The organism is Ewingella americana (assembly GCF_006438725.1).
In the GTDB taxonomy this organism is placed as follows: Bacteria; Pseudomonadota; Gammaproteobacteria; order Enterobacterales; family Enterobacteriaceae; genus Ewingella; species Ewingella americana_A.
This window is the reverse complement of the sequence record NZ_RCZD01000009.1, coordinates 50,573-76,597: the sequence shown is the minus strand read 5'-3', so window position 1 is coordinate 76,597 and position 26,025 is coordinate 50,573. Positions and strand designations below refer to the sequence as shown.

The 26,025-nt window shown below is 52.7% G+C and carries 22 protein-coding genes and 3 pseudogenes; 10 read left to right on the top strand and 15 right to left on the bottom strand.

All coding sequences use genetic code 11. The features are described 5' to 3' along the window. Nucleotides 1–120 precede the first annotated feature (120 nt). The 4 genes and pseudogenes from EAH77_RS16690 to EAH77_RS16675 form a co-directional block, all read right to left on the bottom strand. Complete coding sequence (locus tag EAH77_RS16690; protein ID WP_140473940.1) at nucleotides 121–1,176, bottom strand: aldo/keto reductase; 1,056 nt, start codon at nucleotides 1,174–1,176, stop codon at nucleotides 121–123. Nucleotides 1,177–1,228: 52 nt separating this feature from the next. Further along, a complete protein-coding gene (locus EAH77_RS16685; protein WP_140473939.1) occupies nucleotides 1,229–2,089 on the bottom strand; it encodes a pirin family protein in 861 nt (286 codons plus the stop codon). A 147-nt stretch (nucleotides 2,090–2,236) separates the two neighbouring features. After that, complete coding sequence (locus tag EAH77_RS16680; RefSeq protein WP_140473938.1) at nucleotides 2,237–2,464, bottom strand: hypothetical protein; 228 nt, start codon at nucleotides 2,462–2,464, stop codon at nucleotides 2,237–2,239. 169 nt (nucleotides 2,465–2,633) lie between these two features. Then, nucleotides 2,634–3,002: pseudogene (locus EAH77_RS16675) on the bottom strand (alpha/beta fold hydrolase); the annotation flags it as partial. Between the two features lie 392 nt (nucleotides 3,003–3,394). On the opposite strand from EAH77_RS16675, the gene EAH77_RS16670 reads away from it, so the two are divergent. Then, the gene (locus EAH77_RS16670; protein ID WP_140473937.1) at nucleotides 3,395–4,798 is read left to right on the top strand and encodes an ISNCY family transposase; all 1,404 of its coding nucleotides are present in this window, start codon (nucleotides 3,395–3,397) and stop codon (nucleotides 4,796–4,798) included. 44 nt (nucleotides 4,799–4,842) lie between these two features. Here the strand turns inward: EAH77_RS16670 and EAH77_RS16665 are convergent, their stop codons facing one another. Then, nucleotides 4,843–5,478, bottom strand: coding sequence for a DUF6904 family protein (locus EAH77_RS16665; RefSeq protein WP_140473936.1), 636 nt, complete (start codon nucleotides 5,476–5,478; stop codon nucleotides 4,843–4,845). Between the two features lie 271 nt (nucleotides 5,479–5,749). Here EAH77_RS16665 and EAH77_RS16660 point away from each other — a divergent pair. Then, nucleotides 5,750–6,067, top strand: a pseudogene (locus EAH77_RS16660) (helix-turn-helix domain-containing protein); the annotation flags it as partial. Nucleotides 6,068–6,069: 2 nt separating this feature from the next. Next, nucleotides 6,070–6,294, top strand: a pseudogene (locus EAH77_RS25565) (ISNCY family transposase); the annotation flags it as partial. A gap of 1 nt (nucleotide 6,295) precedes the next feature. Here EAH77_RS25565 and EAH77_RS16650 read toward each other — a convergent pair. Next, nucleotides 6,296–6,511, bottom strand: coding sequence for a DUF6500 family protein (locus tag EAH77_RS16650; protein ID WP_140473935.1), 216 nt, complete (start codon nucleotides 6,509–6,511; stop codon nucleotides 6,296–6,298). Between the two features lie 233 nt (nucleotides 6,512–6,744). Between EAH77_RS16650 and EAH77_RS16645 the strand changes: the two genes are divergently transcribed. Continuing rightward, entirely contained in the window at nucleotides 6,745–7,293 is a 549-nt protein-coding gene (locus EAH77_RS16645; protein WP_140473934.1) for a hypothetical protein, read from the top strand. Between the two features lie 227 nt (nucleotides 7,294–7,520). Here the strand turns inward: EAH77_RS16645 and EAH77_RS16640 are convergent, their stop codons facing one another. Further along, complete coding sequence (locus tag EAH77_RS16640; protein ID WP_140473933.1) at nucleotides 7,521–8,396, bottom strand: LysR family transcriptional regulator; 876 nt, start codon at nucleotides 8,394–8,396, stop codon at nucleotides 7,521–7,523. 127 nt (nucleotides 8,397–8,523) lie between these two features. Between EAH77_RS16640 and EAH77_RS16635 the strand changes: the two genes are divergently transcribed. Together EAH77_RS16635 and yqfB are read left to right on the top strand one after the other, a co-directional pair. Then, entirely contained in the window at nucleotides 8,524–9,513 is a 990-nt protein-coding gene (locus EAH77_RS16635; protein WP_140473932.1) for a nitrilase family protein, read from the top strand. Between the two features lie 138 nt (nucleotides 9,514–9,651). Beyond that, complete coding sequence (gene yqfB / locus EAH77_RS16630; RefSeq protein ID WP_140473931.1) at nucleotides 9,652–9,957, top strand: N(4)-acetylcytidine aminohydrolase; 306 nt, start codon at nucleotides 9,652–9,654, stop codon at nucleotides 9,955–9,957. Here the strand turns inward: yqfB and EAH77_RS16625 are convergent, their stop codons facing one another. Continuing rightward, nucleotides 9,958–10,599 carry an HD domain-containing protein gene (locus tag EAH77_RS16625; RefSeq protein ID WP_140473930.1) on the bottom strand — a complete coding sequence of 214 codons (642 nt, stop codon included), beginning with the start codon at nucleotides 10,597–10,599 and terminating at the stop codon, nucleotides 9,958–9,960. A 140-nt stretch (nucleotides 10,600–10,739) separates the two neighbouring features. Between EAH77_RS16625 and EAH77_RS16620 the strand changes: the two genes are divergently transcribed. Further along, entirely contained in the window at nucleotides 10,740–11,708 is a 969-nt protein-coding gene (locus tag EAH77_RS16620) for a GlxA family transcriptional regulator (RefSeq protein ID WP_140473929.1), read from the top strand. On the opposite strand, the gene EAH77_RS16615 is transcribed toward EAH77_RS16620, so the two are convergent. The 6 genes from EAH77_RS16615 to bcsR are packed head-to-tail and all read right to left on the bottom strand — an operon-like array spanning nucleotide 11,687 to nucleotide 21,458. Next, the gene (locus EAH77_RS16615) at nucleotides 11,687–12,274 is read right to left on the bottom strand and encodes a DNA-3-methyladenine glycosylase I (protein WP_140473928.1); all 588 of its coding nucleotides are present in this window, start codon (nucleotides 12,272–12,274) and stop codon (nucleotides 11,687–11,689) included. The genes EAH77_RS16620 and EAH77_RS16615 overlap by 22 nt on opposite strands. 14 nt (nucleotides 12,275–12,288) lie before the next feature. After that, nucleotides 12,289–15,567: a cellulose synthase subunit BcsC-related outer membrane protein gene (locus tag EAH77_RS16610; RefSeq protein ID WP_140474087.1), complete on the bottom strand. Its 3,279-nt coding sequence runs from the start codon at nucleotides 15,565–15,567 to the stop codon at nucleotides 12,289–12,291. A 31-nt stretch (nucleotides 15,568–15,598) separates the two neighbouring features. Next, nucleotides 15,599–17,932 (bottom strand): cellulose biosynthesis cyclic di-GMP-binding regulatory protein BcsB, encoded by a 2,334-nt coding sequence (gene bcsB, locus EAH77_RS16605; protein WP_140473927.1) that lies wholly within the window; start codon nucleotides 17,930–17,932, stop codon nucleotides 15,599–15,601. Then, on the bottom strand, nucleotides 17,932–20,544 hold the full coding sequence (gene bcsA / locus EAH77_RS16600) for a UDP-forming cellulose synthase catalytic subunit (protein ID WP_140473926.1): 2,613 nt from the start codon (nucleotides 20,542–20,544) through the stop codon (nucleotides 17,932–17,934). Before bcsA ends, bcsB begins: the two co-directional genes overlap by 1 nt. Beyond that, nucleotides 20,541–21,251: a cellulose biosynthesis protein BcsQ gene (bcsQ, locus tag EAH77_RS16595; protein ID WP_140473925.1), complete on the bottom strand. Its 711-nt coding sequence runs from the start codon at nucleotides 21,249–21,251 to the stop codon at nucleotides 20,541–20,543. The genes bcsA and bcsQ overlap by 4 nt, the downstream gene beginning before the upstream one ends. A gap of 3 nt (nucleotides 21,252–21,254) precedes the next feature. Continuing rightward, nucleotides 21,255–21,458: a cellulose biosynthesis protein BcsR gene (bcsR, locus tag EAH77_RS16590; protein ID WP_140473924.1), complete on the bottom strand. Its 204-nt coding sequence runs from the start codon at nucleotides 21,456–21,458 to the stop codon at nucleotides 21,255–21,257. A gap of 259 nt (nucleotides 21,459–21,717) precedes the next feature. On the opposite strand from bcsR, the gene bcsE reads away from it, so the two are divergent. Genes bcsE through bcsG form a run of 3 tightly spaced genes read left to right on the top strand, consistent with a single transcriptional unit; the run spans nucleotide 21,718 to nucleotide 25,243 of the window. Then, nucleotides 21,718–23,337: a cellulose biosynthesis protein BcsE gene (bcsE, locus tag EAH77_RS16585; RefSeq protein ID WP_140473923.1), complete on the top strand. Its 1,620-nt coding sequence runs from the start codon at nucleotides 21,718–21,720 to the stop codon at nucleotides 23,335–23,337. Between the two features lie 17 nt (nucleotides 23,338–23,354). Then, nucleotides 23,355–23,597 (top strand): cellulose biosynthesis protein BcsF, encoded by a 243-nt coding sequence (bcsF, locus tag EAH77_RS16580; protein ID WP_140473922.1) that lies wholly within the window; start codon nucleotides 23,355–23,357, stop codon nucleotides 23,595–23,597. Continuing rightward, nucleotides 23,594–25,243: a cellulose biosynthesis protein BcsG gene (gene bcsG, locus EAH77_RS16575; protein ID WP_140473921.1), complete on the top strand. Its 1,650-nt coding sequence runs from the start codon at nucleotides 23,594–23,596 to the stop codon at nucleotides 25,241–25,243. The genes bcsF and bcsG overlap by 4 nt, the downstream gene beginning before the upstream one ends. Here bcsG and xdhC read toward each other — a convergent pair. Next, the gene (xdhC, locus tag EAH77_RS16570; RefSeq protein WP_140473920.1) at nucleotides 25,198–26,019 is read right to left on the bottom strand and encodes a xanthine dehydrogenase accessory protein XdhC; all 822 of its coding nucleotides are present in this window, start codon (nucleotides 26,017–26,019) and stop codon (nucleotides 25,198–25,200) included. The two genes, bcsG and xdhC, sit on opposite strands and share 46 nt — an antisense overlap. Nucleotides 26,020–26,025 lie beyond the last annotated feature (6 nt).

Below are 26,025 nucleotides of genomic sequence, written 5' to 3'. Positions count from 1 at the left end.
GTCTTCCTCAATAGTTATCGCCATCAAAATGTGAAGCTGCACACAGTATTAGCATAAAAGAGAGAAAACCGGCAGTGCTACGCCGGTTTTCAGGGCCATCATTTACGCAATTTGTGTCTTTTATTTCTTCAGATAGGGCGCGATCAGCGAAAGATCCGCCGCCGATAAGCGGTCAGATGCGGTCCAAGCCTGATGCCAGTAAGGGTAAATGAGTGGCGGCTGGCTGACGTGGTCCAGACGTTGAATCTCATGCGCATTGAGGGTCAGATCGGCGGCTTGCAGGTTATCTTTCAACTGCTCTTCGCTGCGTGCCCCGACGATCACCGAACTGACGACCGGGCGGGAAATCAGCCAGGCCAGCGCGACTTGTGCAGCAGAAACACCGCGTGATTCAGCAATCTCAACCAGTACATCGACAATATCGTACAGCGCAGTTTCATCACGTATCGGCGGTTCACCCCAATCAGCCAGATGACGAGTGCCTTCAGGTTTTGCCTGATCACGACGATATTTCCCAGACAGCAAACCGCCCGCCAGTGGGCTCCAGACCAGCACGCCGAGTCCCTGATCGTGGCTGACCGGCAGCAATTCGTACTCAGCTTCACGCGCCTGCAAGGTGTAGTGGATCTGCTGGCTGACCGGACGGATGTAGTGGCTAGCCTCTGCCACACCGAGCGTTTTCATGATGTGCCAGGCGGAAAAGTTTGACACACCGATATAGCGCACCTTGCCGCTGCTGACTAAGTCGTCCAGCGCACGCAGTGTTTCATCCAGCGGCGTCTGGCCATCCCACTGATGCAACTGATAAAGATCGAGGTAATCAGTGCCTAAGCGCTTGAGACTGGCTTCGCAGGCGCGAATAATATGGTGGCGCGATGAACCACGATCGTTAGGACCTTCGCCCATCGGGAAGCGGGCTTTGCTGGCGACCAGCACATCATGGCGTTTCTCGCCGAGCGCTTTACCGAGGATCTCCTCAGACAGACCACCCGAATAAACATCAGCGGTATCAAACAGATTGATCCCCGCATCCAGGCATAACCCAATCTGACGTTTGGCGGTTTCCGTGTCAGTCTGACCGGTTTTAGCAAATTTGCCCTGACCACCAAAGGTCATCGTGCCCAGACTGAGAACGGACACTTTCAGGCCGGAGCGGCCCAGTTGACGGTATTCCATTGCTTGTCTCCTTCACGAACGTTGATAAACCGAAGCGCCGTGGCGCTGATATTTAAGGCTTAAGTTTCACATCAAATTTTCCCGCCTGATAATCCAGTATTGCCTGATTGATCTCCGCCACGCTGTTCATCACAAACGGCCCGTGGGACACCATCGGCTCGTTGATTTTATCGCCGTGGCCAAACAGGAAAACAACATCATCTACGGCGGTGATCGTCACGCTGTCGTCGCTACCATCCAGGTCAACCAGATGCCAGGCGCGGGCTTCTTCATCGCCAATACGCAGACGGCCCTTGACCGTATAAAGGAAAACTTGACGTGCAGCAGGGGCAGGCAGGGTGACTTCGCTGCCTGCGCTAAGCTGTGCAGTCATCATAGTGATGCCGGTTAATGATCTGACCGGCCCGGCGACCCCCGCCAGGCTGCCGGAGATCAGGTTAACCGAACCGTGGCCATGACTGAGCGGGATCACAGGAATTTCATCAGCTTGTAAGCCGATATAGCCTGGCTCGGTCATTTTCAGGGATGACGGTAAATTGACCCACAGCTGCAAAATTTCCAGTTCACCGCCGCTGCGTTTGAATGATTCGGGTGAAAGTTCAGCATGAATCAGACCCGATCCGGCCGTCATCCACTGCACGCCGCCAGCGTGAATAATACTTTCGTGCCCGCCGGTATCACTGTGTGCCAGTTCGCCGCGCAGTATAAAGGTGACCGTTTCAAAACCACGGTGTGGATGCGGGCCAAATGGCAGACCGAGATTATCGGGTGCGTAAACCTGAGGGCCGTGATGATTCAGAAATAGAAACGGATCCAACTGCTCGATCTGAGGACCAGGAACAGGGCGCCGGGTTTGCAGGTCGCGGATATCATCGCGATAGGCTTTATATTGCTGAGTGATTTTACGGGTCATCGGGAAGCTCCGAAAAGAGGTCTGGTGGTTCTCAATATAGTGATCAGACTACCTTTTCGCGACCGGCGTGTCACAGTTGAATGTTATCGAAGTGTAATAAAATACAGCAGAATCAAGGGGCGCAGAAGGCTGCGCCCGCACAAAAAATCAAATCACTTTGGAGGAGAAGTCTTTCTTCACTTCACTTTCAATATAGGTATTCAGACCCCAACCCGCGCGGGCCAGTTCTTTCATTCTTTCGAGGTGTTCCGGGCCGGGGTGGCGAATATCATAAAGATAGACATGGTGGTCTTTGAAGCGGACTTTGATCGAATTACTGTCAATCTGGAAACCGGTGACTGCGGAGTCACCGCTTTTGTTTGCGTAATTTTCCATACTCAATCCTTTTTGATGATAGACACTCTCTCTATTAACCATTTTTGGCGGCAGATTTTATGGCGAAACTTCACAGAACCAGAGATTGACGCAAATGAGGGCAGGGTGCAGCAGAATAGATCTCATGAATGACCAGGGATCACTGACGATCCCGGGCTTTCATTTTCTTTCACTTTAATGCATGCACGGCTGCCTGTTCAATAAGCGCCGCCACTTCTTGCGGGTGTGACTCATAGACGGAATGGCTGGCACCGGCAATTTCCACCGTATGGCTGTGAGCGCGTTTGGCATAAAAACGCTCAAGATCGGGGCTGATAATTTTGTCTGATTTTGCCACCATGTACCAGCTGGGTTTGGTTTTCCAGGCGGGATCGGCAATATTGGCGGTAAAGACGCTGGCAGACGTCAGCATTTGGGCCTGGGCTTCAAACTGCGCCTGCTTGAGTGGTAAATCGGCCGCAAAATCAGCGGGGAAATTCTCCGGTTTGATATACAGGAAGCCATCGGCCGTTTTGGCGAATGGGTGTGCTGTGTTAGGTGAACAGAGCCTGTTGGCCTGATATAAACAGTTTAGGCTCCGGTGCCTGACAGCTGAGTGGCGAGTGGATGACAAAAATGACATTAAACGCAGAATAAAAGGGGTAGAAAAAGGCGTGAACTGAGCAATTCTGACGGGTAATGATACTGCGAGAATTGCAGAATTCACGTAGCGTTGCCTGTGTGAAACAGGTTTATGCTGAGCCAAGGGGACAACGAAATTGACTGAGGCCATAGTAAGGACAGAGAATCAATTTAACATAATATACATTATACGCACCAAGCATGTAACGCCTCAATAGTAATGTCCGCCTGTAGCTCAATTCACGTGACCGCGATATGGTGAGTTTCACGGAGTCGTTTTTCATCAGTAAAAACTACCGGGAGATTGCCATGTACGCAGAAAGCTCAGGAATGTTTACCTTGAAAGAGATCAATCGCGTCAAAATTATCCAGGATGTCATCGAGCGCCGGATGACAACGCACCGGGCAGCTGAACACCTCGGGATCAGCGACAGACAATGTCGCCGGCTTCTGGTGCGTTACCGTGAAGAAGGTCCGCTCGGTATGGCCAACCGGCGACGTGGCATGCGTGGTAACCGGCAGCTCAAGCCCGGACTTGCCGATCAGGCTCTGGAACTTATCAGGACACGTTATGTTGATTTCGGTCCGACACTGGCGCAGGAAAAACTCGCAGAGCTCCACGGTCGGCTCCTCGGTAAAGAGACCGTGAGGCGTATTATGACGCACGCTGGTCTCTGGGTTCCCCGTAAACAGCGGGCAGCCAGGATCCCTCAACCCCGTTACCGGCGCCCATGTACTGGTGAGCTGATACAAATTGATGGCTGCGATCATGACTGGTTTGAAGGCCGTGGCCCGGCCTGCACGGCTCTGGTCTACGTTGATGATGCAACCAGCAAGATCATGGAGCTTTTGTTCGTCAAATCAGAGTCCACGTTCTCTTATTTTGAAGCCACGCGACGCTACATCGACAAACACGGGAAACCACTGGCGTTGTACAGCGATAAAGCAGGTGTTTTTCGTGTGAATAACAAAAATGCGACCGGCGGTGATGGCCATACGCAGTTCGGTCGGGCCATGCACGAGCTGAGCATTCAGACCATCTGCGCCGAAACCAGTGAGGCTAAAGGTCGCGTCGAACGCGCGCATCTCACGCTGCAGGACCGTCTGGTGAAAGAGCTCCGGCTACAGGGGATCAGTTCAATGGAAGCGGCCAATGCATTTGCCGAAACGTACCGTGCAGATTACAACCGGCGCTTTGGTAAAATCCCGAGACATGATTTTGATGTTCACCGCGCCGTGGAACACGATGAAGACCTGGACCTGATATTCACTGTTCGCGAGACGCGAAAGGTCTCAAAAGCATTGACCATTCAATACGATAAAATGTTGTATCTGATTGAAGACAGCGAATACAGTCGCCGTGCCATTGGTAAGTACATTTATGTGTATCATTACCCCGATGGGCAAAAAGAGCTGCGTCTGAATGGCGTGGTTCTTCCCTGCTCTACCTACGATAGGCTCTCTGAAATCGACCAGGGTGCCATTGTTGATAATAAACGTCTCGGCAGAACACTTGAGTTTATCCGGCTGGTACAGGGCAACCGTGATGACACCCGTTCGCAGTCCGTTCCTGCCGGTGATGGCCCTTCCCGACGACGTTCCAGAGCGGCCGGGAAAAAGACACAGCGTGCACTGAACCAGGATGACATGCTTGATGCCCTGAAACAGCTTCAGTCGCGTTCAGAGCAAATCTTTGGCAAAAAGCCAGGCTGATACAACCGTTATTCATTTAACGTGGCGATAAGTGAATGATGTGCTTACCAGATAATAGTCTCTGGCCAGACCCAGTCCGTATTATTCATGGTATTCAGCATTTTTGTATCCGGCTTTTCACGGGCATATTTGCTCCAGAGTGAATCAAAGGAGCAAAGAATCTTATCCAGTTTTTCTTTTCTGTTTACAGGTGACTGGCTGATGAAATAACAACACCGACTGTCAACGCTCTCCTCAAGCCATTCAAAATCAGAATCTGACACGCTGCTGGCCATTTTTATCACCACTTCTGCCCGGTTACCCGGCAGAAATTCGTGTAAAGCGGACTCCAGAATATGCTCGAATGCATACATAATGGATAACTGTTTTTTATCTGTCTGGATGTAACTCATTGAACGTCTGAGAATTGAAGACTGAAGCAAGACCAGTGGCCATAACAGTTCCACGCCATAAAGCTGATAGGTATCTCCTTCTTCATACTGATACTGCTCAGCACGACGACAGCCTTCTCGGGCTTTGCGGACGTCATAGGCCAGGGCCAACATAAAGCCATCTTTAATCTTTATCAGAGGACTTTCTTCCACAACGTAATGGATAAATTGGTGTAACTCATCCAGTGCTGCCGTATCCCCCCATAAAATAAAACCGGCATTATTTGGTGTTAATTCAAATCGGAACATAACGTCCATCTTCACATTGTTTCAGTATTAAAAAAGACTATCAGTAAAGATTACATTCAGCATCCGATACTAAACAAAATATTGTGATTAATTTGAAGGGAACATGATTAATGGTCATTTGAATTGAGCCAGATAACGGTCAGTTTAATTGAGGTTTGACAAAGCATGTTACTGCAATTTGATAATGTCACTTTTCCGCTAGTTTATAATGTCACCCTGGATCTGCAACCCAGCCGATCTTCCAGGGAGACTTTCAGTGATGTTGGTGACTATGTCAGGAAAAGAACTTTGCAGACTTCCGGTTATCCCGGCTGTTGTCGAGAAACGCTTACGCCGCCGTGATGCCGCCTCTCAACTACAGCTGACTGAGCGTCAGGTGCAGCGACTGATGAACCGTTTTCGTGTTTCTGGTGCAGATGGTTTGACTCACGCCAGACGAGGAAAATCAGGTGCTAATCGACTGGATGATTCACTTCGCTTACGGATCATGGCGCTGCTACGTGAAAAATACAGCGACTTTGGACCTACATTAGCCGCAGAAAAGCTCAGCGAACGCCATAATATTCGCGTCTCAGTGGAAACGCTCAGAATCAGATTGAAGGCGCTGCCGGACTGTCATCCCGAAAACGCGGCAAGCCCGCAAACAATCGTGCCCCTGATGAACTGCGGTTTAAAGTTCTGACGCTGCTACGTGAAAAATATAGCGATTTCGGCCCTACGTTAGCCGCCGAGAAGCTTCTCGAACGTCATTGCATCAGGATCTCCATTGAGACGCTGCGCAGCTGGATGACTGCTGACGGTCTCTGGCTCCCGAACATCAGCTTGCCAATATAGTAGCCTGGATTTTAGTCGCCTTTTCAAAATGGTTAAACTTCATCTCAAGAATCCACCACTTGGCCGCTTCCATAAGAAGCTCAGGATCATCATTCTTATTAGAAAAAAACGCATAAAAAGACAGGCCAACATTGTTGCCTTTAGCTGTTATTTTCGCATCACACGTTTTTAAAATCTTATCTTTCAGGCTATTTCTCATACTTTTCCCCTTTTCCTTGCTTAATATGGCTGATGAAGTAAACCTTGCTTCAGCATTATATCATCCTTAAATTATGTGAAGGCATGCTTAAAAGATGAAGTTTTAAACGAGAAACCGAAGTGATTTATAATTAAATATTGATAAATAACACTGGCTTGTCGTCATGCTTTTCACGTTTCGTCTGAAGGTGTAATATATGTTGTAATCTATTTTTTTGATCATAGGACATGGATATGTTTAATCGTTTTAAATCTTCAGTAGCAACACCCCATAATGGTTTTGATAGAAACATCGGTAATCTTAATTTTGACGGAGCAATCATTTCCGTAAGAAATAAAATAGCTTACCGTTATGATTCGCGCTCACCCGACATTATAAAAATCAATGGGTTTTCTGGGACACTGAGTCGTGATATTGAAGAAGTTCGCGTATTTGGCCCTAATAATGTATTTTCTTCGCGTACAAAAGAAGGTGCGAAAGAGTTTCTGACAATTAATAAATTTGTAGGCCAAGAAAGAATGCAACATCTTTATCAAATTGATACTAAGGGGATTGAAACATTTTCATTCATGGAAAATTATAAACAAAACCCTCTTGCCTTGATTGAAAGTATCGCTAATCTTGCTCAAAATGGAGCATTAAAAAATTTACCAAAGGATCAGATCAGACTTTTTGCAAGAGAAACCATTAACAATCAATTCTGCTTTGTAGATGAATTACATATTAATGGGCCTATTCCCCCATCACGCATAAAACATATAACGACTATTCTAGCCAAGTGAATATCGGTGAGAAGCACTTTCAATGCTAATAGCAGTAATTAATATTAAGATGAATTAATCAGATGTTTTATATAAAAATTGATTTATCCTTGCAGGATTACTGATCAGTAAGCGTAATTTTTCTATTAATACCGGTCTGGAATGACCGGCATTTCCTTAGGGGCCCTCTCCTGCTGACCTTTTACCCAGCAAGGTAATACCATCGAAAAAGTGATCTTCTGGGAACATCATCTGTTGGTAATAAGTTGATTTTCATTGACTACCATATCGATAAAGTTATCGCGAACTTTATCCGGGATACATGCATTCCAGGCAATGCCCACGTTCCAACTGACTGAGTCACCGGTTAGCGGCAGTCGATGTACTGTCGCGGGGGCGATATGTAGAATACTTTGCGGCAGAATTGCCACGCCAATACCGGCACTCACCAAAGCAAGCAGGGTTTGAATATCTCCGGCTTTCTGAATGGATGAAGGGAAAAACTGGCTTGATTGCAAAAATATATCCGTCTGCGTATTCAGCCCGCGACCACGCTCTGTGTGTAAGCGTAATAATGGCAGTCGCTTTAACCAGTTTTCAACCGTCAAACCGTTATTTTCAGGCACTACCATCACCAGCCGGTCTTCGAATAAAGTATGGTGTTGCAATGGTGGTTTCGCCGGAACGCGGACAAACCCGATTTGTAATTCTCCGCTTTCTAACAGTTCGTACTGTTTCGATGACGGAATATCTTCCAGGGTGATATCAATGGCCGGATAAGTATTGCGAAATTTGGCAATACTTTCAGGTGCGAAATAGAAACTGGATAACCCAAAACCCATGGCGATCCGCCCTTCACTCCCCTGAACAATCTGTTCTGCATACCGCAGCATATTGTCCATCTGTTTGAGCACCTTTATCACTTCCGGGAGCAACCGCCGTCCGCCTGTCGTCAGCTGACTGCCATGACGGCCACGGCTAAACAGGGGAATATTTACCTGCGATTCTAACAGGTTAATCTGCTTAGTCAGCGCCGGCTGAGTCATCGAGAGTGCCAGCGCTGCCTGCGCATAGTTGCCCTTCTCTGCCAGTGTTACAAACGCCTTAAGAAGCTTAATATTCATGCGTTACATTCCATTTGGTAATTAAAATTGGAAAATTATTCATTATAAAGTTATCAGTGAAGTTGCTGTAATAGCAATGTTGTTATCCCGATAAAAGCCTTCCTGATTTTACCTTTGGAGAAATGTAATGAGTGAACCGCTACCCGTTAAAGCCGCCGTCGTTCAGTTCCAGCATCAGGCTGGCAACAAGAAATACAATTTGTTCGTGATCGAAAAATTTATCGAGCAAGCCGCGCTACAGGGAATTCAGATTTTAGCCTTTCCTGAAATGTGCATCACCGGCTACTGGCATGTGCCGAAATTGCCTGCCGTTGAGGTTGAAGCACTGGCGGAGTCGCTGACAGCCAGCCCTTCGCTGACATTAATTCGTTCCCTTGCGGCGCAACATCAGATGATGATTTGTGTGGGCTTAATTGAGCGGGCCGAGGACGGTCGTCTTTATAATGCCTATGTAGCCTGTATGCCGGATGGCACTTCTCATACCCATCGTAAATTACATGCCTTTGAACACCAGGCGATCAGCAGTGGTGACAGCTATACCGTGTTTGATACCCCCTGGGGGGTTAAAGCGGGAATATTAATCTGCTGGGATAATAATCTGGTGGAAAATGTTCGCGCCACGACCTTACTGGGTGCCGATATCCTGATTGCGCCGCACCAAACCGGCGGCACAAATTCACGCAGCCCCTACGGCATGAAACCTGTTCCGCTGGCGTTGTGGGAACAACGTGCTGAGCGTAAAGAGGAAATGACGGCAGCCATCCGTGGCGTGAATGGCCGCGAATGGCTGATGCGCTGGCTCCCGGCCCGCGCCCATGACAATGGCATTTTCATTCTTTTCAGCAATGGTATTGGTGCTGATGATGATGAAGTCCGTACCGGTAACGCCATGATCCTTGACCCCTACGGCCGCATTATCGAAGAGACTGACGCTGCCGATGACATGATGGTCACCGCCGTGCTTGACCTGTCGCTGATCCCACTGAGCACAGGCCGTCGTTGGATCTACGGACGCCGCCCAGATTTGTACCACATTCTGACCGAGCGCCAGGGCTACGAGCGTGATGCCATCACTGCACGTTTTTCTGATGAGGAAACCGGGGTTAAAAAAGGGTAATTGGGGGCAATGAGCCGTTTACATTCTCGATTCGGCTCTTACAATGAGCCGATAAGCGGGTTAATCGGCTCAGGCTCCATCAAACCAAACCTGATGATCAACTCCGTATTTTATCCGGTAGCTCCCACAGGAAAATCCATGAAAAACATCACTTTTTACTCCCGCTTTGAAAATGACATTCTGGCAGGCCGCAAAACGATCACCCTGCGTGAAGCCAGCGATGCGCAATTTGACGCGGGAGATAGCGTGCGGGTTTCGCGTTACGAAGATGAGGTTTTTTTCTGCACTATCGAAGTGCTCGCGGTGACACCGGTGCAGTTCAGTGAACTGAACCAGCGCCATGCTGATCAGGAAAACATGACGCTGATGGCGCTGAAACAGGTGATCTCGGAGATTTATCCCGGCCTGAATGAGCTGTTTATGATTGAATTCCGTTTGATATGATCAGCTGTTCCAGCGTGACGCGCGGATAACCGAGCAGAAATTGCCTTTCACAAATTGTGGCTGTTTATCGGCGATAACATCCGCTTTCACGTTGCCGAAAGTCGTGTCAGGTTTGTGCTTAATGCCGTCATAAAATGCCTGAATAATGTCTTCTTTAAAATCAGGCGTTCTTGGGTGTGCAGCGACCACCTGCTCACGCACCGCCTCCCCATAGCCTTCGTAGTTTATGCCCAGCACATCCATTTCCACCCCAGCGGTCACCAGGGCAATCACTGGCGCCATAAACTCCGGGATCCCCGGCGTGGTATGCAAAGCAATCGCTGTCCAAACCTGATCGATATCCTGCGCCGACACCCCATACTGGTGCATAAAGTCTCGCGCCGTATTGGCCCCATCTACTTCAAAACGCTTATCGCAGCTGCAATGTTCGTGCGTCAGCCCCATATCATGGAACATACAGCCGATATACAACAGCTCCAGGTCAACCTGCAGATTGCGCTGCTGCCCGGCCAGCGCCGCCCAATAATAAACCCGGCTGGAGTGATGAAACAACAGCGATGACTCCGTATCGCGCACCCGTTCGGTGGCATCACGCGCCATTTTGCTGTCGGGAATACGGATACCATTAATGTTCAAACTCATGATGTTGATCCTCGTTGACGTGAATGCTTTTCGTTGTCTGAAACGAGAATAGGCGTCATGATAAATGTCATCAATCATCACATTGCGATGAAACGGGACATTGCGCGCATACGCGACAGCAAAACAGAGGAAAGAGCCTGATGATCAAAAATATCGTTATCCTGGCCGTCCCCGGCGTGCAATTGCTGGATATCTCGGGGCCACTGGATGTATTTGCCGAAGCCAATACCCAACTCGACCGTCAGGTTTACCGATTACAGGTGATGGCGCTGGACGATCAGCCGGTGGTCTCATCCTCCGGTGTGCGCCTGCTGGCAGATCTCCAGCTACAGGATGAAAACCAGCCCCCGGTTGATACCTTTCTGATCGCCGGTGCACCTGGTCTGGACACCTTCCAGCCAGGCAGTGAAATATTGTCCGCTGTTCGCCATCTGGCGCAGAAAAGTGTGCGTTATGGCTCGGTATGCAGCGGCGCCCTGTTGCTGGGGGCGGCTGGTTTACTCGATGGTCGGCGCGTCACTACCCACTGGGCTGTGGCTGAAAAACTGGCGCAGGATTATCCGCTGGCGCAAGTCGATGCCGACGCTATTTTCCTGAGTGACGGCCCGCTGCGCACCGCCGCCGGCGTCACGTCGGGGTTGGATCTGGCATTAAATATGGTTGAGGAAGATTTAGGACGGGAAGTCGCGATGGCTGTCGCTGCGCAACTGGTGATGTTCTTCAAGCGGCCCTGCGGACAGTTGCAGTTCAGCCGTCATGGGAAAGCGTCAGTCAGCGGGCGCTCAGCCATGCAGGATCTGCAACGTTGGGTGATGAATTCGCTGGATTCGCCGCATAATGTGCAGACGATGGCGGCCCATATGGGCGTTAGCGTCAGGCATTTGACGCGTCTGTTTAATCAGGAACTCAGCCTGACTCCGGCGCAATGGCTGGAACAACAGCGCATTGCCCGTGCCCGGGAACTGCTGGAATCGACAGCGCTTGCCATTAAGCAGGTTGCCGACGATTGCGGATTTTCCAGCGTAGACATTTTGCGGCGGGCCTTTGTACGGCAGCTAAACGTGACACCGTCACAGTATCGTCGCTTTTATGCCCCTCCAACGACCTGAGCACGGCGAAAACAGTCGGGATGATGCGTATTAATCAGTCCGGTGGCTTCCATCCAGGCGTAGACAATGGTCGGGCCAACGAAGGTGAAACCGCGTTTTTTGAGGTCTTTGGAAATACGCTCAGACAGCGCATCTTTGGTCGGCACGGGGCCGATATGCTGAATGGGCTTTCCGCCAACCTGCGCCCAGATCCACTCGCCAAACTCTTCGCCCGCCTGCTGCATGGCCAGATAGGCGCGGGCATTTTTCACCACCGCATTTATTTTGCTCCGCGACCGAATAATGTCGGCATTACCGACCAGTCTTTCGATATCTTCATCGGTAAATTGTGCGACTTTCTGCGGTTCGAAACTGCAAAAAGCCAACCGGAAAGCGGCACGTTTTTTCAAAATAATGCGCCACGATAGCCCTGCCTGAAAGCCGTCGAGCATCAGTTTTTCCCACAGTGCCCGGCTGTCATACAGCGGTTTACCCCACTCATTGTCGTGGTAATCCAGCATCATCTGGTCGGAGAAGCCCCAATGGCAGCGCGGCTTGTTGTCAGGTAAAAACGTTTCGGTTGCCATCTGGGCGTCATCCTTTATTTAAAGTCCGCATAAGGTACCAGCGGCTGTGGCGGCATATCGAGATCGCCCTGCCAGCCGGACAGCGAATATCGCGCATACAGCAGGAAATGGCTCGGCGTGTAATCTTTGGCCTGCTGAATATCTACACCGGCCCCGATGGTCCAGTGTGATGTCACCCGCCGTTCAACCAGCGCCTGCGCGGTATAGCCGAATCCTGAGCTGCTGCTGCCCTGTTCTACGGCGTCTTTGTCCGGCAGCGACTCTGGGATCAGGTTCTGCAACGGGTAGCGCTGCTGATCGCTGGTCGAAGAGCGCGACCATGACACGGACCCGCCCACTTGCCACGACCAATTATCCGTCCGCTGGCGATAATTCAGCGGTACGGCCAGAGAGAAATATTGCTGCGGACTGTAATAACCGCCCTGTCCCAGCGTGTAGCCGCTGAGATCTTTCTGGTAGTGCCACAGCATCGAGTTCAGGCCGATGGTTGCACGGCGGTTATCCTCGTTGATCATCTTGTAGTAATAGCCGCCCATCAGGCGTTCCCGGCTGTTATCAGCCACGTTTTTTCCGGTGATCTGGTGTGCGCTGATATCGCCCCACAGCCCGTTGGCTTTGCCCTGATCGTAACTGAGACCAAGGCTGACACCGGTGGCACGAACGCCGCCCCAGGTAGTACCAGTATTGGGATCTTTGGCACCGGCAAAAGAGAGTAACGAGCTGGAAATCGGCCGCCGCGACGCCGTTGCCGTCCAGCCGATATCGCGCCAGTCGCTGCTGTACGCCAACCCGCCGACCCAGTCAACCACCGGGAAACCGAGCGGCGTGGTGCCAAGATCGCCCTCCCACTGAGCATCTTTATAACCTGCGCCAAAACTGACGCCGTTAGCGTTCTGGTCCTGATCACGGTGGCAGAGAATGTCATTACAGGTGCCGAAAGAGGCGCTGTAATTACCGTTGTCATTATTAAATGTGCCGTTGTCCATACGCACGATGTCCGAGCGCAAAAAGGCCCGCCCCTGATACCACGGCATGTCGGCCTGCAACATGGTGGTGTTGGACTGCAGATCCGATTTTCCCGGCGTGCCACTGTTGGTCGATCTGTCTTCGTCGAGGGTGAAATTCACATCCTGCTGGCGGTATAAATCATGGGCATCAGAGCGGATCCCGCGCTTTAACCAGTCATCACTGGCGTCGTTGCGCGTCAGTTGGGTGTAGCTGTCGTTGTTTGTTGGCGTTTCAGCGGTGATGCCGCTGGCGACCATCGCCTGCTGATAATCTTCGCGGGCCGCCTGCGGATGGCCGGTCTGCTGTTCCAGCTGGGCGGCATCGCGGTAAATCAGCGCTTTGTCCTGACCGGCAGGCAATTTGGCCGCCGCCGTGGTCACCGGGCGCAACAGGCTCGCGGCTTTCACCGTTTCGCCGACGTCACGCCAGGCCATGGCTACACGGCGTTGTTGGTTGAGGCTCAGCCCGCTGGCCGGAAGTTTCGCGGTTTGCAGCTGCGTTTTTGCCTCGCCGGTGTCACCACGGGCAATCAGTTGGTCAATGTCATTGAGCGTTTTATCGAGGGTAATGCGCTGCGACATCTCGCGCATATTATTGTCCCATTGTGCCTGCGGCAGGGTATGTAAATGGTTAAGCGCTGCGGCATCGCGGTCGGTCCCGGAAAGGTACAATGCATAGGCATAGACCTGCTGCGGGTCGGCCGGACGTTTGGCCGCCAGCCGCGCAAATGCCGCATCAGCGTCATCCTTTCGGCCGATTTCACGCAGCGCATTGGCGTAGTGATAGGTTGCCCACACATCACCGGGTTTACGTTGCAAGATTTCTTCATAGCGCCGCGCCGCCTGAGGCCACTGGCGGTTGGTGGTAAAACGTTCGGCATCGGCACTCAGTAAATCGTTCTGAATGCTCTGCTGTTTATCACTGAGTTTGGCGCGCTGCGGCGCAGGCAAGCTGTTGATATAGTCGAGGGCTTGTTGTGGCGACTGGCGCTGGTAAATATTGGTCAGCCCACGCTGGGCGCTGCTGTTATCACGTTCGAGGCTGAGTGCCCGGCGGTAAGCTTGTTTGGCCTGAGGGTCATCATGACGTGCAACCGCAACATCCCCGAGGCCGATTAGTGCCCACGGGTCGCGCGGGTCAATATGCTGTGCCCGCTGATAATGAATACCTGCCTGATTGAGATCATTGGCTTTCAGCGCTTTATCGCCCTGTTCGATCGCCAACCAATAGCGGTTGGTCTGGATCAGGCTGGTCCATTTCCCATTGTTATAGCCATCCTGTTCAGCATTTTTTGCCTGCTCGAACAGGCTGAGGGCCTGCGCACGTTTGCCTGCGCGCGAATAGGCTAACCCCATTGCACCCAGAACTTCGGCATCGTTGGGTTTCTCTTCCAGCGCTTTTTTTAGCGGAGTTATCGCACCCGTTGAGCCACCGTTGGCAATCTGCGCCAGCCCGGTCACGCGGGCCTGGTAGTGTGGATCAGCCAGTAGCGCCTGCTGACGCTGTAATTCCTGCTGCGCGGCAATTGCCGGTGCACCGCTGTCAAATACCCCCATAAAACGCTGTAAATCTGCCACGCTTTGGTTGCTCACCGGCTGCGTTTTAATCTGCGCCAGCCACATGTCTGCTGCCGGGCCGCGCCCTTCATCGCTATTGGCAACCTGTTTTAGCAGCGAGATAGCCTGCCCGGAATTACCCTGTTCAAAGGCCATTCTCGCCAACTGCAGCCGCAGGTTAACATCGCCAGGGTATTGAGTATTGAGCGCCAGCAACTGCGTCTGCGCCTGATTTTTTTGCCCCGGAATTCGTGCGACCAATAGCCAGTATTCAACGGCCAGATCCAGCGTCGGCGGCTGCCCGTCAAATAATGCGTCATACTGCGTTCGGGCCTCAGACAAACGCCCTGCCGTTGCCAGCAAACGTGCCTGCTGCAGCTGTTGCTGCACTTCTGGCCTGGCCATTTTCAGGCTCAGCTGTGCCTGATGGTAGATGTTCGAATTCGGCGCAACCTGTTGGATTTTATCCAACTGCCGTTTCGCCTGCTCCTGGTTGCCTTCACGCAGGGCCAGACGCAGACGCGCCGCCAGCACCTGAGGATTTTCCGGTGCCATCAGCTCCAGACGGTACAGCGACTGGCGCACAAGGTCGTCCTGGTGGCTGGCTTCGCCGACGCGAACCTGCTCCAGCAACCACTGTTCCGGGGCCACTTCAGCCGCCGCTACAGGGTGTTGAGAAAGTGCCAGCCCCAGCGTCAGAGCCAGCAGACTCAATCTTAATGACGTCAGCCGTGGTGTAAGCAGTGAGTTAACCACGTGTTCAGTCCTGATCGTCAGAGGATAAACGACGGCGGCTCAGCGCACGTAACCCGTTCCACAGCAGAATGGCAAACAGCACGACGGCAATCACCGCCATGAAAGCCAGCAACACAGGATGGGTCGCAAGCGCATTCCAGACGCGCTCCCACCAAGGCAAATGCCCAACATAGTAGATGTCACCGACTTTCAGGCTGTTTACGCCGGAATCACGGAAAATAGCCACCGAACCGAAGACCAGTGCTTTCTGTTTGCTGTCCTGCAAGGACTTATTCAGCATCTCGAAACCTTGCGGGCTGTTGGCCAGCAACGCCACGATACTGCGCTGATCGTGGTAAGGCGATTGCAGCCCGACGATGGCGGAGATCGGCCCCTGTGCGGTAATTTGCGCATCGGTATCGGCGAGGGCATCACTGGCTGGCGCGGTGCTTTCCGGCAGCGCAACCTGACGGGATGGCGTGTTGACTGAACCGCGCGTAGTGTCGATCAACAGGCTGGCTTTACTTTCATCCTTCATATTGGCGTCACGCAGATCTGCGGGCAGCGCACCGACCATCAGCACGTCCGCATCGGTGGTTTTAGCCGTTGACCAGTCATCGCTAACCGTGATGCCCACGGCCGGATAGCCCGTCAGCGCACCGATATTGCCAAGCGTATCGAGCAGGGTTGTCAACTGCACCGCCTGCGGCTGTGGTTTTACCAGCACCAGCGTTTGCGACAAATCAGCCAGACGGCTGAATGGGAAACCGGCATTGGCGAAGGCGCGTAAATCTGGCATCGCCATAAAGTGACGGTAACCTGAGAAGTCGATCGTCGAACTGTCATCAATCACCACATGATTCGGTACCGTGGTATAGGTTTCGCAGCGCCCTTCGGCACCGCTCGCCAGTAATGACGTGTAATCAAAATCGAAGCGCATCTGGTTCACCGCACCGAGTTTCAGCGCCGGGATCATCAGGTTTTTATGATCATCCAGCAGCCCCTGCAACAGAGATAAATGCAGCAGTTGTGAATCCTGGTCGTGCCCGGGGATCAGCGTGAAATCCTGCACAAACTGGTTATTCAGGCTGATGCTTAGCCGTGAGGTATTTTTCAGTTGTGGTGAGGTGTAGCGGTATTTCAGCCGCATATCGATACCGGTGCTGTTAATCAGGAACAGATCCGGCGGCAAATTCATATTCAGCGTGATGGGGTTCGGTTCAATGCCATCGGCCTGTAACTGTTCGGCATACTGTTTCAGCTCCCCGAAGTTCATCGGACGGTCGGTGCGCACCCAGTTCGGCGCATCGTAAGGCTGGCGTGGCTGCAGTTGCTCGACGTGATCAATACTCACCGTCTGACCCCGGAACAACATATTCCCCTGCGCAATACCTTTGACGGCGGTCAGCAAATCTTTATCGTCACGACCCAGGATCAGCAGCATTTTGACGTACGGATTATCTGGCCGGCTGACCATTTGCACGGTCGGCCCTTTTACTGGCGGCAATGCGTTGAGGAAATCAGGCCGTTTGTCATTGGTGGCAAACACCACGGCATGGCTGTCAGGCAATTGATTATAGAGTGTCGGGAAATTCTGTCCGCGCCACTGCGCTTTAGCACCAAACCAGGATGCCAGAATGGCGGCAGCTTGTTGCTGGCTGGCATCCGGCGAAGCTGCAAACACCATCGGCAGCGATAGCGCACGCGTATCCCGCGCATCAAAAAACGGCACCGGGAAGTGGGACAACTCGTTGCTCAGCGGCAACTTCTGATAACTCAGCGACAGCGAACTGCCCTTGCCGATCTCCAGCCAGAGCGTGCTGTTGGCCGGGTTTTCGCAAATATTTTGGTAATGGCCGATGAACTCCAGCCGGATCCGGTTGAAATCGGTGATATAGCGCGGATCAATCGCCATTTGCAGATGGTTCGGCTTGCCAAGCTGATCTTTGTCGATGATTTCAACGCCCATCAGTTGGTCATTGAGATACACCTTAAGGTGTGACTGCACCGGAATCAGCGATGGCGACGGCGTGAACTCAAGATTCAACATTGCCTGCGTCACAACTTCATCGCCCCGCACGCCGAACTCAATCTGCCCGTTCGGCTGGAAGCCGCGCAGTGTCATAGCCCCCGGCGCAGGCGCGATATCCTGAAACGCCAGCGTGACGTTACGCACCGGCGCACCGGGAATAATCATCGGAGCAACGGCAGGCGCAACGCTCGGCAGCGAACTGACCGGCGCTGATTGCATCACGGCATGACTGACAGGCTGCGGCATAACCGGCGCTTCAGCACTCATCACTGGCGCTGTAGTACCCAATGCCGCGGCCATCAAAGTGATCCAGGGAAGTATTTTCATTATTTCGTCATCATCAAGGTTGATTCATCAGGCTGAACGGGCAGCGGCGGATTGCGTGGAATAAATGACATCATCCAGCGGCCAAACGTATTGGTGCGGGCGACAAAAGGCCGGTATCGGTGCGGTGCGATGTCGAGCATGCGCAAGTATCCCCGAATTCCCAACCCCAGCACTTCACGCAAACTCTCCAGCGGTTTGTCTTCCGGGAAACTGTCTTCACGTACCACCCAGCTGTCTGCGCGGGCAAAAGTACATTGGATAAAATCGATTTGCTGTTGTGTGGTCATAGGCTGAAGCTGAACACCGACGTGCTGCCCAAACACGCGGCTCACATTGCAAGGGAATGCATATTCTTGTGGCCCCCGGCGTAGCAAGAGCATGACGCTCTCACCGGGTTCGAACAGCGCTGCGCTCTCGGTTTCTATACCGGCGCCGCTGTCGGAAAAGTCCTGCATGGTGCAAACATAAACGTGCCCTTCTGCCCGGGCCAGCGCCGCTGGCAGGGAAACTTCCACCCGATGCGCCTGGCGCACCTGTTTGGATTCAAAGGCCACCGCAATCGCGCCGCCCAGAATAATCATGTTGTAAATCACCCACGCCAGACTTATCAGCACGGTGTAAAACTCCCCGGCGTTGCCATACATCAGCCGCCAGATCCCCACCACAAACCCGGCCAGATTGAGCAGCATCAGAATTTGATAAGGCCGGGTGATTTTCCAGTCGACATAGTCATGTTCGTTTTTGCCCCCTTTGGCGGTGACGTTGAATGTCCCGGCATGAGGATTAAACAGCGCCACGGTCGTCGGCCTGGCGATATACCAGGCCAGTACTGTTTCGTAAATTTCACTCCAGAATGAGTGGCGGTATTTACCCTGCACGCGCGAGTTGGTGAGGCTGGCGTGGATCATGTGCGGCAGTACATACAGCGCAATGGCCAGCGCTGGGGCATAAATGATATAGGCATGCAACAGCAGGAAGGCCAGCGGCGCGGTAAGGAAAATCAGCCGTGGGATCCCGGCCAGAAAATGCAACATGGCGTTGGCGTAACACAGCCGTTGGGCCAGTTTCAAACCTTTACCAAACAGCGGATTATCCAGACGAAAAATTTGCACCATACCGCGCGCCCAGCGGATACGCTGATTGACATGGGCTGACAGGCTTTCTGTCGCCAGCCCCGCCGCTTGTGGGATCCGAATGTACGCTGACGTATGCCCATGACGGTGCATCCGCAGCGAGGTATGGGCATCTTCGGTCACCGTTTCTACTGCGATACCGCCAATTTCATCCAGCGCCGAGCGGCGTAACACCGCGCAGGAACCGCAGAAGAAGCTGGCATCCCACAGATCATTACCGTCCTGCACCAGCCCGTAAAACAGTTCGCCTTCATTGGGTGTGCGGCGCATACGGCCGAGATTACGTTCGAAAGGATCGGCGGAGAAAAAGTGGTGCGGCGTCTGCAACATGCCCAGTTTTTTATCTTTGAAGAACCAGCCGACGGTCAGTTGCAGGAAGGAGCGAGTCGGCACATGGTCACAGTCGAAAATCGCCACCAGTTCGCCCTGGCACGCTTTCAGCGCATGATTAATGTTGCCCGCTTTGGCGTGTTCATGCGTCTCACGCGCAATATATTTCACGCCGATTTGTCGGGCGAAATCGGCAAACTCAGGCCGGTTGCCATCATCCAGCAGCCAGACGGTGAGTTTCTCTTTCGGCCAGTCGAGCCCCAGCGCAGCATACAGTGTCGGTTTCACGACGCTGAGACTTTCGTTATAGGTCGGTATCAACAGGTCTACGCCAGGCCAGCTGGAGATGTCGTCCGGCATCGGCACCGGTTTGCGGTTAAGCGGCCAGATGGTCTGGAAATACCCCAGCACCAGGACGGTCCAGGAGTAGGTTTCGGCACCGAGCAACAACAACCCGCAAATCAGGCTGACCGGATCGTCCCAGTTGAGTGTCGAGGTATAACGCCACCACAGATAACGACAGGAGATGGTCAGTGACAGCACGATCAGCATCAGTGCCGGGAAGCGCCCCGGAATGCGCCGCACCAACATGGCGATGCTCCACAGCAGTACCACGAAAACAAATTGCGCCAGATAATCGAAGGGCTGGGAAATACAGAACATCGCCAGCACGGCGGCGAACAGCCCACCGATGATCATCAGCCCCCGGCGGACAATCAGCGTCATACTGCGCATCTGCCCCACCACTTTTTTCTCCAGCGGGCTGTGCGACAGACGGTTGGGAATGGAATCCAGCCATTGATGCGCTTTCTGCCTGACCTGCTGCGGCCAGTCGCTGAAAGTGAGGCGTTCACGCAGTCCGCCCGCAGGAGTGATCAACAACAGCCACAGGGTTTGCAGCAGATAACGTAAAGGATCAAGAGGACGCGGATGCAGTGCCGAAATATGCGGATACCAGTGGTAACGTTCAGCCCGCACGCGCTGCCAGGCCGGAGATTCAAAACGCAGTAGTAACCACCCCAGCGCGGCACAAAACACCATCAATACCGCAGAGAAAGAGGACGCGCCGTTCTGCCGGTACAGGCGATAACGATTTTGCAACACCGTCGCCACCGGCGGCATCAGAAAAGTGTGTAGCAGGCGGCTCATTTAACCGTGCTCCGTAAATTAATCAGACACCAGTTAGCCAACGTGGTGACATCCTGCGTACTTTTGCTTTGCGGGTGCAGTTCACCGACCGGTTGCTTACCGGCCAGGGATTCCGCCATGGCTTCATCACGATGAAGAATAAACGGCAGCAACCGGGGCAAATTCTTTTGCCACAGCAGCAATAAATCCTGCTGTAGCTGACTGCCGGGTGCGAACTGATTGACCAGATAGTGGCTATTGGCCGGTAATGCCTGCTGATGGAGACGGACGTGGGATTGCGTATCTGCCTGTAGCAACGTCAGAGAGTGATCAGCCAGGGAAACCGCCGCCCGCAATGGGGTCTCGGCCGGGACATCCAGCAGGATCCAGTCGTAAATGGCCGTATTGCGAATTTTGGTCAAATTACTTTGCCAGTCACAATTGACCAGCCCTTGTTCGGCATCAGACAACTGACCAAAAGGCAAAAAATCGAGGCGGGAATTGTAGCGCAACGCCCCCTGCTGCCAGCCTAGTCCGGCGCGTTCTGCGGTGGCCCAGCCACGCGGTGAGTCATAAGGCATGGCGAAATGCAAACGCAGGAGATTGGCGGCTGAAAAGTCGATCGCCAGCACTTTCTCGCCCAGTTGGGATAATGCCCAGGCCAGTGCCGCCGTGACTGACGTGGTGCCGGTCCCGCCGCGGATCCCTTGCAGAGCAATGACTGACATAAATCAGGCCTCTCTGGCGGATTCTGGCGTATGGACTTGCGCTAATTCGGCCAATAAGGGCCAACGGTGCAGGATTTGTGGGATTTTCTGCTGACTGGCAATGTCGATATAATGTAATTCTGGTAACGAAAAAAGGTGGGTCAACACAACGAAATCATCATTTTTATCTTTGTTGGTATCATCGCCGACTATTCTATTTTGTTGCATATGATTATTACCCCAATTACACACCACGCCATTTGACAGACAACATCTCGGCTCTCTCTCAATATAGCTGAAAAATACTCGATTCTTTTTTCATCAGTATTATTATTTACAGCGCTGACTGGTTATTTAATCTGGCGATGTTAGAATTTATTATACTCACATTTTGAATTATGCCCCAAGCAGACTTTCAAGCAAAATGCCCTGAGATGCATCGCAGGCAGATCGACCAGACAGACTTTAATTCAGGCAAACCAAAAAAATGGCACTTTCCTTCTCTTTCGGCATGAAGCAATTTTGGAATGAATCGGCTGAAATGCAGGCATCAGGCCTGTACTGGGTTAACGCTGACAGCCAGGACGCCGCGTATCAACTCGGCGGCCAGGTGCTTGAGGCGCAGACTGAAAAAATCGTCACGACGTGTATTTTCCCTAAAGAAAATCCCATTTCCGGCGAATCTGCTTTTGCTCTTGGAGCAGATAATATTTTTATTTCCAAGCTGTTATCTAAAAAAGGCACACCCTCTTATTACCGCATTGCCGCTGGCAATCACGCTTTTCTGGCACTGCCGGATGACTTGAATAGGGTCAGGAATACTCACAATCAACTGATTGTCCTATTATTTCCCGCTATTGCCTGGCAAAACTTGAGCAGCAAAGATTTCAGCGGGTGGATAAAAACCATGTCAGCGTTAGCATTGCGTAAAAATTGTGCACTGCTTATTATCTGTCACGGTCAAACCAGCAGTGTCCTCAACGCGCAACTTAATTCGCATCACCGATTAATATACGGATTTTCGAGCTTGCAGACGGATATTGAGCCGGCCCAACTGGTGATGTCCTGGTGGCATAATAATTTTGGCGTAGAAGCGAATATTTCTTATTCTCTGCAAAAACGTGATCCCGGTTGGAAAATAATGCCCCAATCTGCTGAATTTGCCGCCGCCAATACCCTTAATGATGACCAATGGCTCTATCTTGCACAGCGTGACGTGCTCGAAGGTGCACCGCCCTTGTCCGAAAACTGGCAGTTATTTGACGACAACGTCGTGCTGACCGAGCGCGGAATGCATGCGCGCTCCGCGACCTTAATTTTCTCCCTGAATAATAATGATGAAGTGGAAGCTCTGGCGCGGCAAATTCACTCTCTGCGCATTCAGCGTGGCAGCGGACTGAAAATTGCTGTGCGTGAAATGAACGCCTCACTGCGCTATATCGATCAACGCTTGTTGCAGGCCTGTGGCGCAAACCTGGTGGTTCCCCATGCCGCACGGCTTTCCAGCTTTCTCACTCTGCTCGATGACATCCAACAGTTGAGCTTTACCCGCCATGTGTCCGAAGACATTGAGCAACTGCTTTTGGGACGCTTGCCGACGCACCATAAAGGTTTCCTGCCGTTGCCGACTTTTTGCGACGTGATGCAGTCCATCTGGAGCCACACCACGCTGGTGACAGAAGCGCGTGGGCTATTGATCTCCCTGCGGCCGGTTTCAGGCATTACACCGCAGCAGGCTATTTCGCTGTGCCACCTGCGTCGTGATGGGGATGTGATAACCCTCACCGAGCGCCATCTTTATCTTTTTCTGTCAAACTGTCAGGTCAGCGATCTGGATAAGGTGCTGGATTCTCTGTTCAGTTTGCCGACAGATGAAGTGTTCGTCAGCCGGATTTTCTGGCATCAGGAACGTGATATTCAGTCTGAAATTCGCCGTCTGCTGGCGAAAAAGACTTTGACGGAACAGGTCGTCTGGCCAATACAGACCAATACACCGGTTGTTGCATCGCAACCACGGGCCATGGTTCATCTACCGGAGCCGTTAACGCTCGCGCTCAGTGATGTTCCCATCGCCCGTTCCGTGGCAGAAGCGACGCTTCATCATTAGGGTCAGGAATCGTTGTTATGAACATCATCGACATTATTGAGATTTTTGTTATCGCTGCGGTGATCTTCATTCCTTTTGGAATGATGTTGCACCGGCGGCTGCCGGTATGGAAAAGAGAATTTGCTGCACGTTATCTCTCACCGCGCTATCTCACCCCGATCACGGCTAAGAACCTCAACACGCATCACGCGAACGCCTCTGACCGTCGCGCAGCGACAGCCCCTCTTTCTTCGAACGGGAAATCGAATACACCATCATGAATGACCTTAATTCCGGTTCACCTCAGTGGCGGGTCTGGCGCGGTCTTGGCGCCTGGAACTACTATTTCCTGCTGAAATTTATTCTGCTCTGGCAGGGCTACCTCAATTTTGATGCGCTGAGTAACCTGATCTTTGCCGCAGGCCTGCTGTTTCCGTTGCCGTCGCTGCGTCTGCATCGCTGGCGGCAGTGGCTGGCGCTGCCGTTCGGTCTGGCGCTGTTTTACCATGATACCTGGCTGCCGGGCTGGCGTTCGATTGTCAGCCAGGGCGCTGAGGTCACCGGTTTTAGCATGAGCTATCTGCTTGAACTGGCCGACCGTTTCATCAACTGGCCGTGGGTCGGCGTGGCGTTCGTGCTGCTGGTTGGATATCTGTTTGTTGCGCAGTGGGTCCGTATCACCACGCTTACCGTTGCCCTGCTGTTGTGGCTCAACCTGAGCATGCTGGTGCTGCCTGGCTTATCGCCTTCAGCAGTTTCGGCGGTAGCCAACACCGCGACGCCAGCCAGTGCGCCGTCTGCCGGAACCAACGCGGTGGAAGCATTGCCTAATACCGTCAGCGGTCCGCCAACCAATGACAACCTCAACGCCTATTTACAGCAGTTCTATCAGCGTGAACGCACCCGGCAGACCACGTTCCCGGCGGCCTTACCCGCAGATGCCCAGCCTTTTGACCTGTTGGTGATCAATATCTGTTCGTTGGCCTGGGCCGATCTCGACGCGGTGAATTTATCAAACTCGCCGCTGTGGGCGCGGTTTGACATGGTGTTCAGCAATTTTAATTCCGCCACTGCCTACAGCGGCCCGGCCTCTATTCGCCTGCTGCGTGCCAGTTGCGGTCAGACCTCGCATCACGACTTATATCAGGCGGCGGGTCAGCAATGTTATCTGTTCGACGCTCTGGCTAAGTTGGGTTTCAGCTCACAGCTGACGATGGATCACACCGGTGAATTTGGGAATTACATCAATAACTTACGTGACGATGCCGACATGCAGTCGCCGATTATGTCGCAGGTGGGCCTCAGTCACGAACTGACCTCATTCGACGGCTCACCGATATTCAATGACGGCGAGTTATTCAGCCGTTGGCTGGCGAATCAGCAAAAAGCCGGGACGGCGCGTACCGCCACTTTCTTTAACCTGATCCCGCTGCATGATGGCAATCGTTACGTCGGCAGCAACAAAGGTGCGGATTACCATTCACGGGCGCAAACCCTGCTTAAACAGCTCAACACGTTTATGGATCAGCTGGAGAAATCAGGCCGCAAAGTGATGCTGGTCGTGGTGCCGGAACACGGTGCGGCGCTGGTCGGTGACAAAATGCAGATCTCCGGCCTGCGCGATATTCCAAGCCCTGGCATCACCCACATTCCTGTCGGCGTGAAGTTCTTCGGTATGCAGGCTCCGCACCCCTCTGGCCCGCTGAAAATCGACCAGCCAAGCAGTTATATGGCGATTGCCGAACTGGTCTCCCGCTCGGTAGATGGCAAACTGTTCGTCGCCCCGAGCGTCGACTGGAAAACCCTCTCCGGTGACCTGCCACAAACCCCGCTGGTGTCCGAGAATGAAAACTCCGTGGTGATGGAATATCAGGGGAAAATTTACATTCGTCTGAATGGTGGCTCATGGGTGCCGTACCCGCAGTAAGGCGTGGTCTGCCCATACGTTGCGATGATTTCCCCCGCGACGGCCACCGCGATTTCTGCCGGGAGTTTGCCTTTTACATCGGGTAGCCCTACCGGGCAACGCATGCGGGCAAGCTGTTGATCACTGATGCCTTTACCACTCAGGCGGTAATCGAAGCGTTTGCGTTTGGTCTCTGAACCGATCAGACCGAAATAGCGGAAATCGCCCCGCTTCAGAATGCGTTCGCTGAGGGCGAAATCGAGCTGGTGATCGTGCGTCATCACCACGAAAAAGCTGTTGGCGGGCATTTGCGCCACCGTACCTTCGGGTTCATCGTCGATGATGCAGGTGATCTGTGGGCTGACCTGCGGCGGAAATTCGCTGGCACGGGCATCGACCCAAATAATGCGGCACGGCAGCGTGCTGAGAATAGAGACCAGCGCCCGTCCGACGTGGCCTGCGCCGTAGACCACTATCTGCGGTTGCGGTTGTCCAAGCGGTTCGAAGATCACCGAAGCCATGCCGCCGCAGCACTGCCCGAGACGTGCGCCCAGCGAGAAGCGTTCGAAGCGGCTGGTGTGCTGGTTTTTCGCCAGCATCTCACGGGCAATGGCGATCACCTGAAACTCCAAATTACCGCCGCCCAGCGTATAAAAAATCTGCCCGGTGGTGACAATCATTTTGCTGCCGCCATCGCGCGGTGTGGAACCCTGATGCTCCGCCAGCGTCGCCACAACACAGGGCTCTCCCTGACGCTGCAGGTCAGATAAGGTCGCTATCCAGTCGTCATTACGCATAGATAC

Excerpts from the sequence above, each read along its gene's own strand:
- EAH77_RS16690 (WP_140473940.1), bottom strand. The coding sequence starts at position 1,176 with ATGGAATACCGTCAACTGGGCCGCTCCGGCCTGAAAGTGTCCGTTCTC.
- EAH77_RS16685 (WP_140473939.1), bottom strand. The coding sequence starts at position 2,089 with ATGACCCGTAAAATCACTCAGCAATATAAAGCCTATCGCGATGATATC.
- EAH77_RS16680 (WP_140473938.1), bottom strand. The coding sequence starts at position 2,464 with ATGGAAAATTACGCAAACAAAAGCGGTGACTCCGCAGTCACCGGTTTC.
- EAH77_RS16670 (WP_140473937.1), top strand. The coding sequence starts at position 3,395 with ATGTACGCAGAAAGCTCAGGAATGTTTACCTTGAAAGAGATCAATCGC.
- EAH77_RS16665 (WP_140473936.1), bottom strand. The coding sequence starts at position 5,478 with ATGTTCCGATTTGAATTAACACCAAATAATGCCGGTTTTATTTTATGG.
- EAH77_RS16650 (WP_140473935.1), bottom strand. The coding sequence starts at position 6,511 with ATGAGAAATAGCCTGAAAGATAAGATTTTAAAAACGTGTGATGCGAAA.
- EAH77_RS16645 (WP_140473934.1), top strand. The coding sequence starts at position 6,745 with ATGTTTAATCGTTTTAAATCTTCAGTAGCAACACCCCATAATGGTTTT.
- EAH77_RS16640 (WP_140473933.1), bottom strand. The coding sequence starts at position 8,396 with ATGAATATTAAGCTTCTTAAGGCGTTTGTAACACTGGCAGAGAAGGGC.
- EAH77_RS16635 (WP_140473932.1), top strand. The coding sequence starts at position 8,524 with ATGAGTGAACCGCTACCCGTTAAAGCCGCCGTCGTTCAGTTCCAGCAT.
- yqfB (WP_140473931.1), top strand. The coding sequence starts at position 9,652 with ATGAAAAACATCACTTTTTACTCCCGCTTTGAAAATGACATTCTGGCA.
- EAH77_RS16625 (WP_140473930.1), bottom strand. The coding sequence starts at position 10,599 with ATGAGTTTGAACATTAATGGTATCCGTATTCCCGACAGCAAAATGGCG.
- EAH77_RS16620 (WP_140473929.1), top strand. The coding sequence starts at position 10,740 with ATGATCAAAAATATCGTTATCCTGGCCGTCCCCGGCGTGCAATTGCTG.
- EAH77_RS16615 (WP_140473928.1), bottom strand. The coding sequence starts at position 12,274 with ATGGCAACCGAAACGTTTTTACCTGACAACAAGCCGCGCTGCCATTGG.
- bcsB (WP_140473927.1), bottom strand. The coding sequence starts at position 17,932 with ATGAAAATACTTCCCTGGATCACTTTGATGGCCGCGGCATTGGGTACT.
- bcsA (WP_140473926.1), bottom strand. The coding sequence starts at position 20,544 with ATGAGCCGCCTGCTACACACTTTTCTGATGCCGCCGGTGGCGACGGTG.
- bcsQ (WP_140473925.1), bottom strand. The coding sequence starts at position 21,251 with ATGTCAGTCATTGCTCTGCAAGGGATCCGCGGCGGGACCGGCACCACG.
- bcsR (WP_140473924.1), bottom strand. The coding sequence starts at position 21,458 with ATGCAACAAAATAGAATAGTCGGCGATGATACCAACAAAGATAAAAAT.
- bcsE (WP_140473923.1), top strand. The coding sequence starts at position 21,718 with ATGGCACTTTCCTTCTCTTTCGGCATGAAGCAATTTTGGAATGAATCG.
- bcsF (WP_140473922.1), top strand. The coding sequence starts at position 23,355 with ATGAACATCATCGACATTATTGAGATTTTTGTTATCGCTGCGGTGATC.
- bcsG (WP_140473921.1), top strand. The coding sequence starts at position 23,594 with ATGAATGACCTTAATTCCGGTTCACCTCAGTGGCGGGTCTGGCGCGGT.
- xdhC (WP_140473920.1), bottom strand. The coding sequence starts at position 26,019 with ATGCGTAATGACGACTGGATAGCGACCTTATCTGACCTGCAGCGTCAG.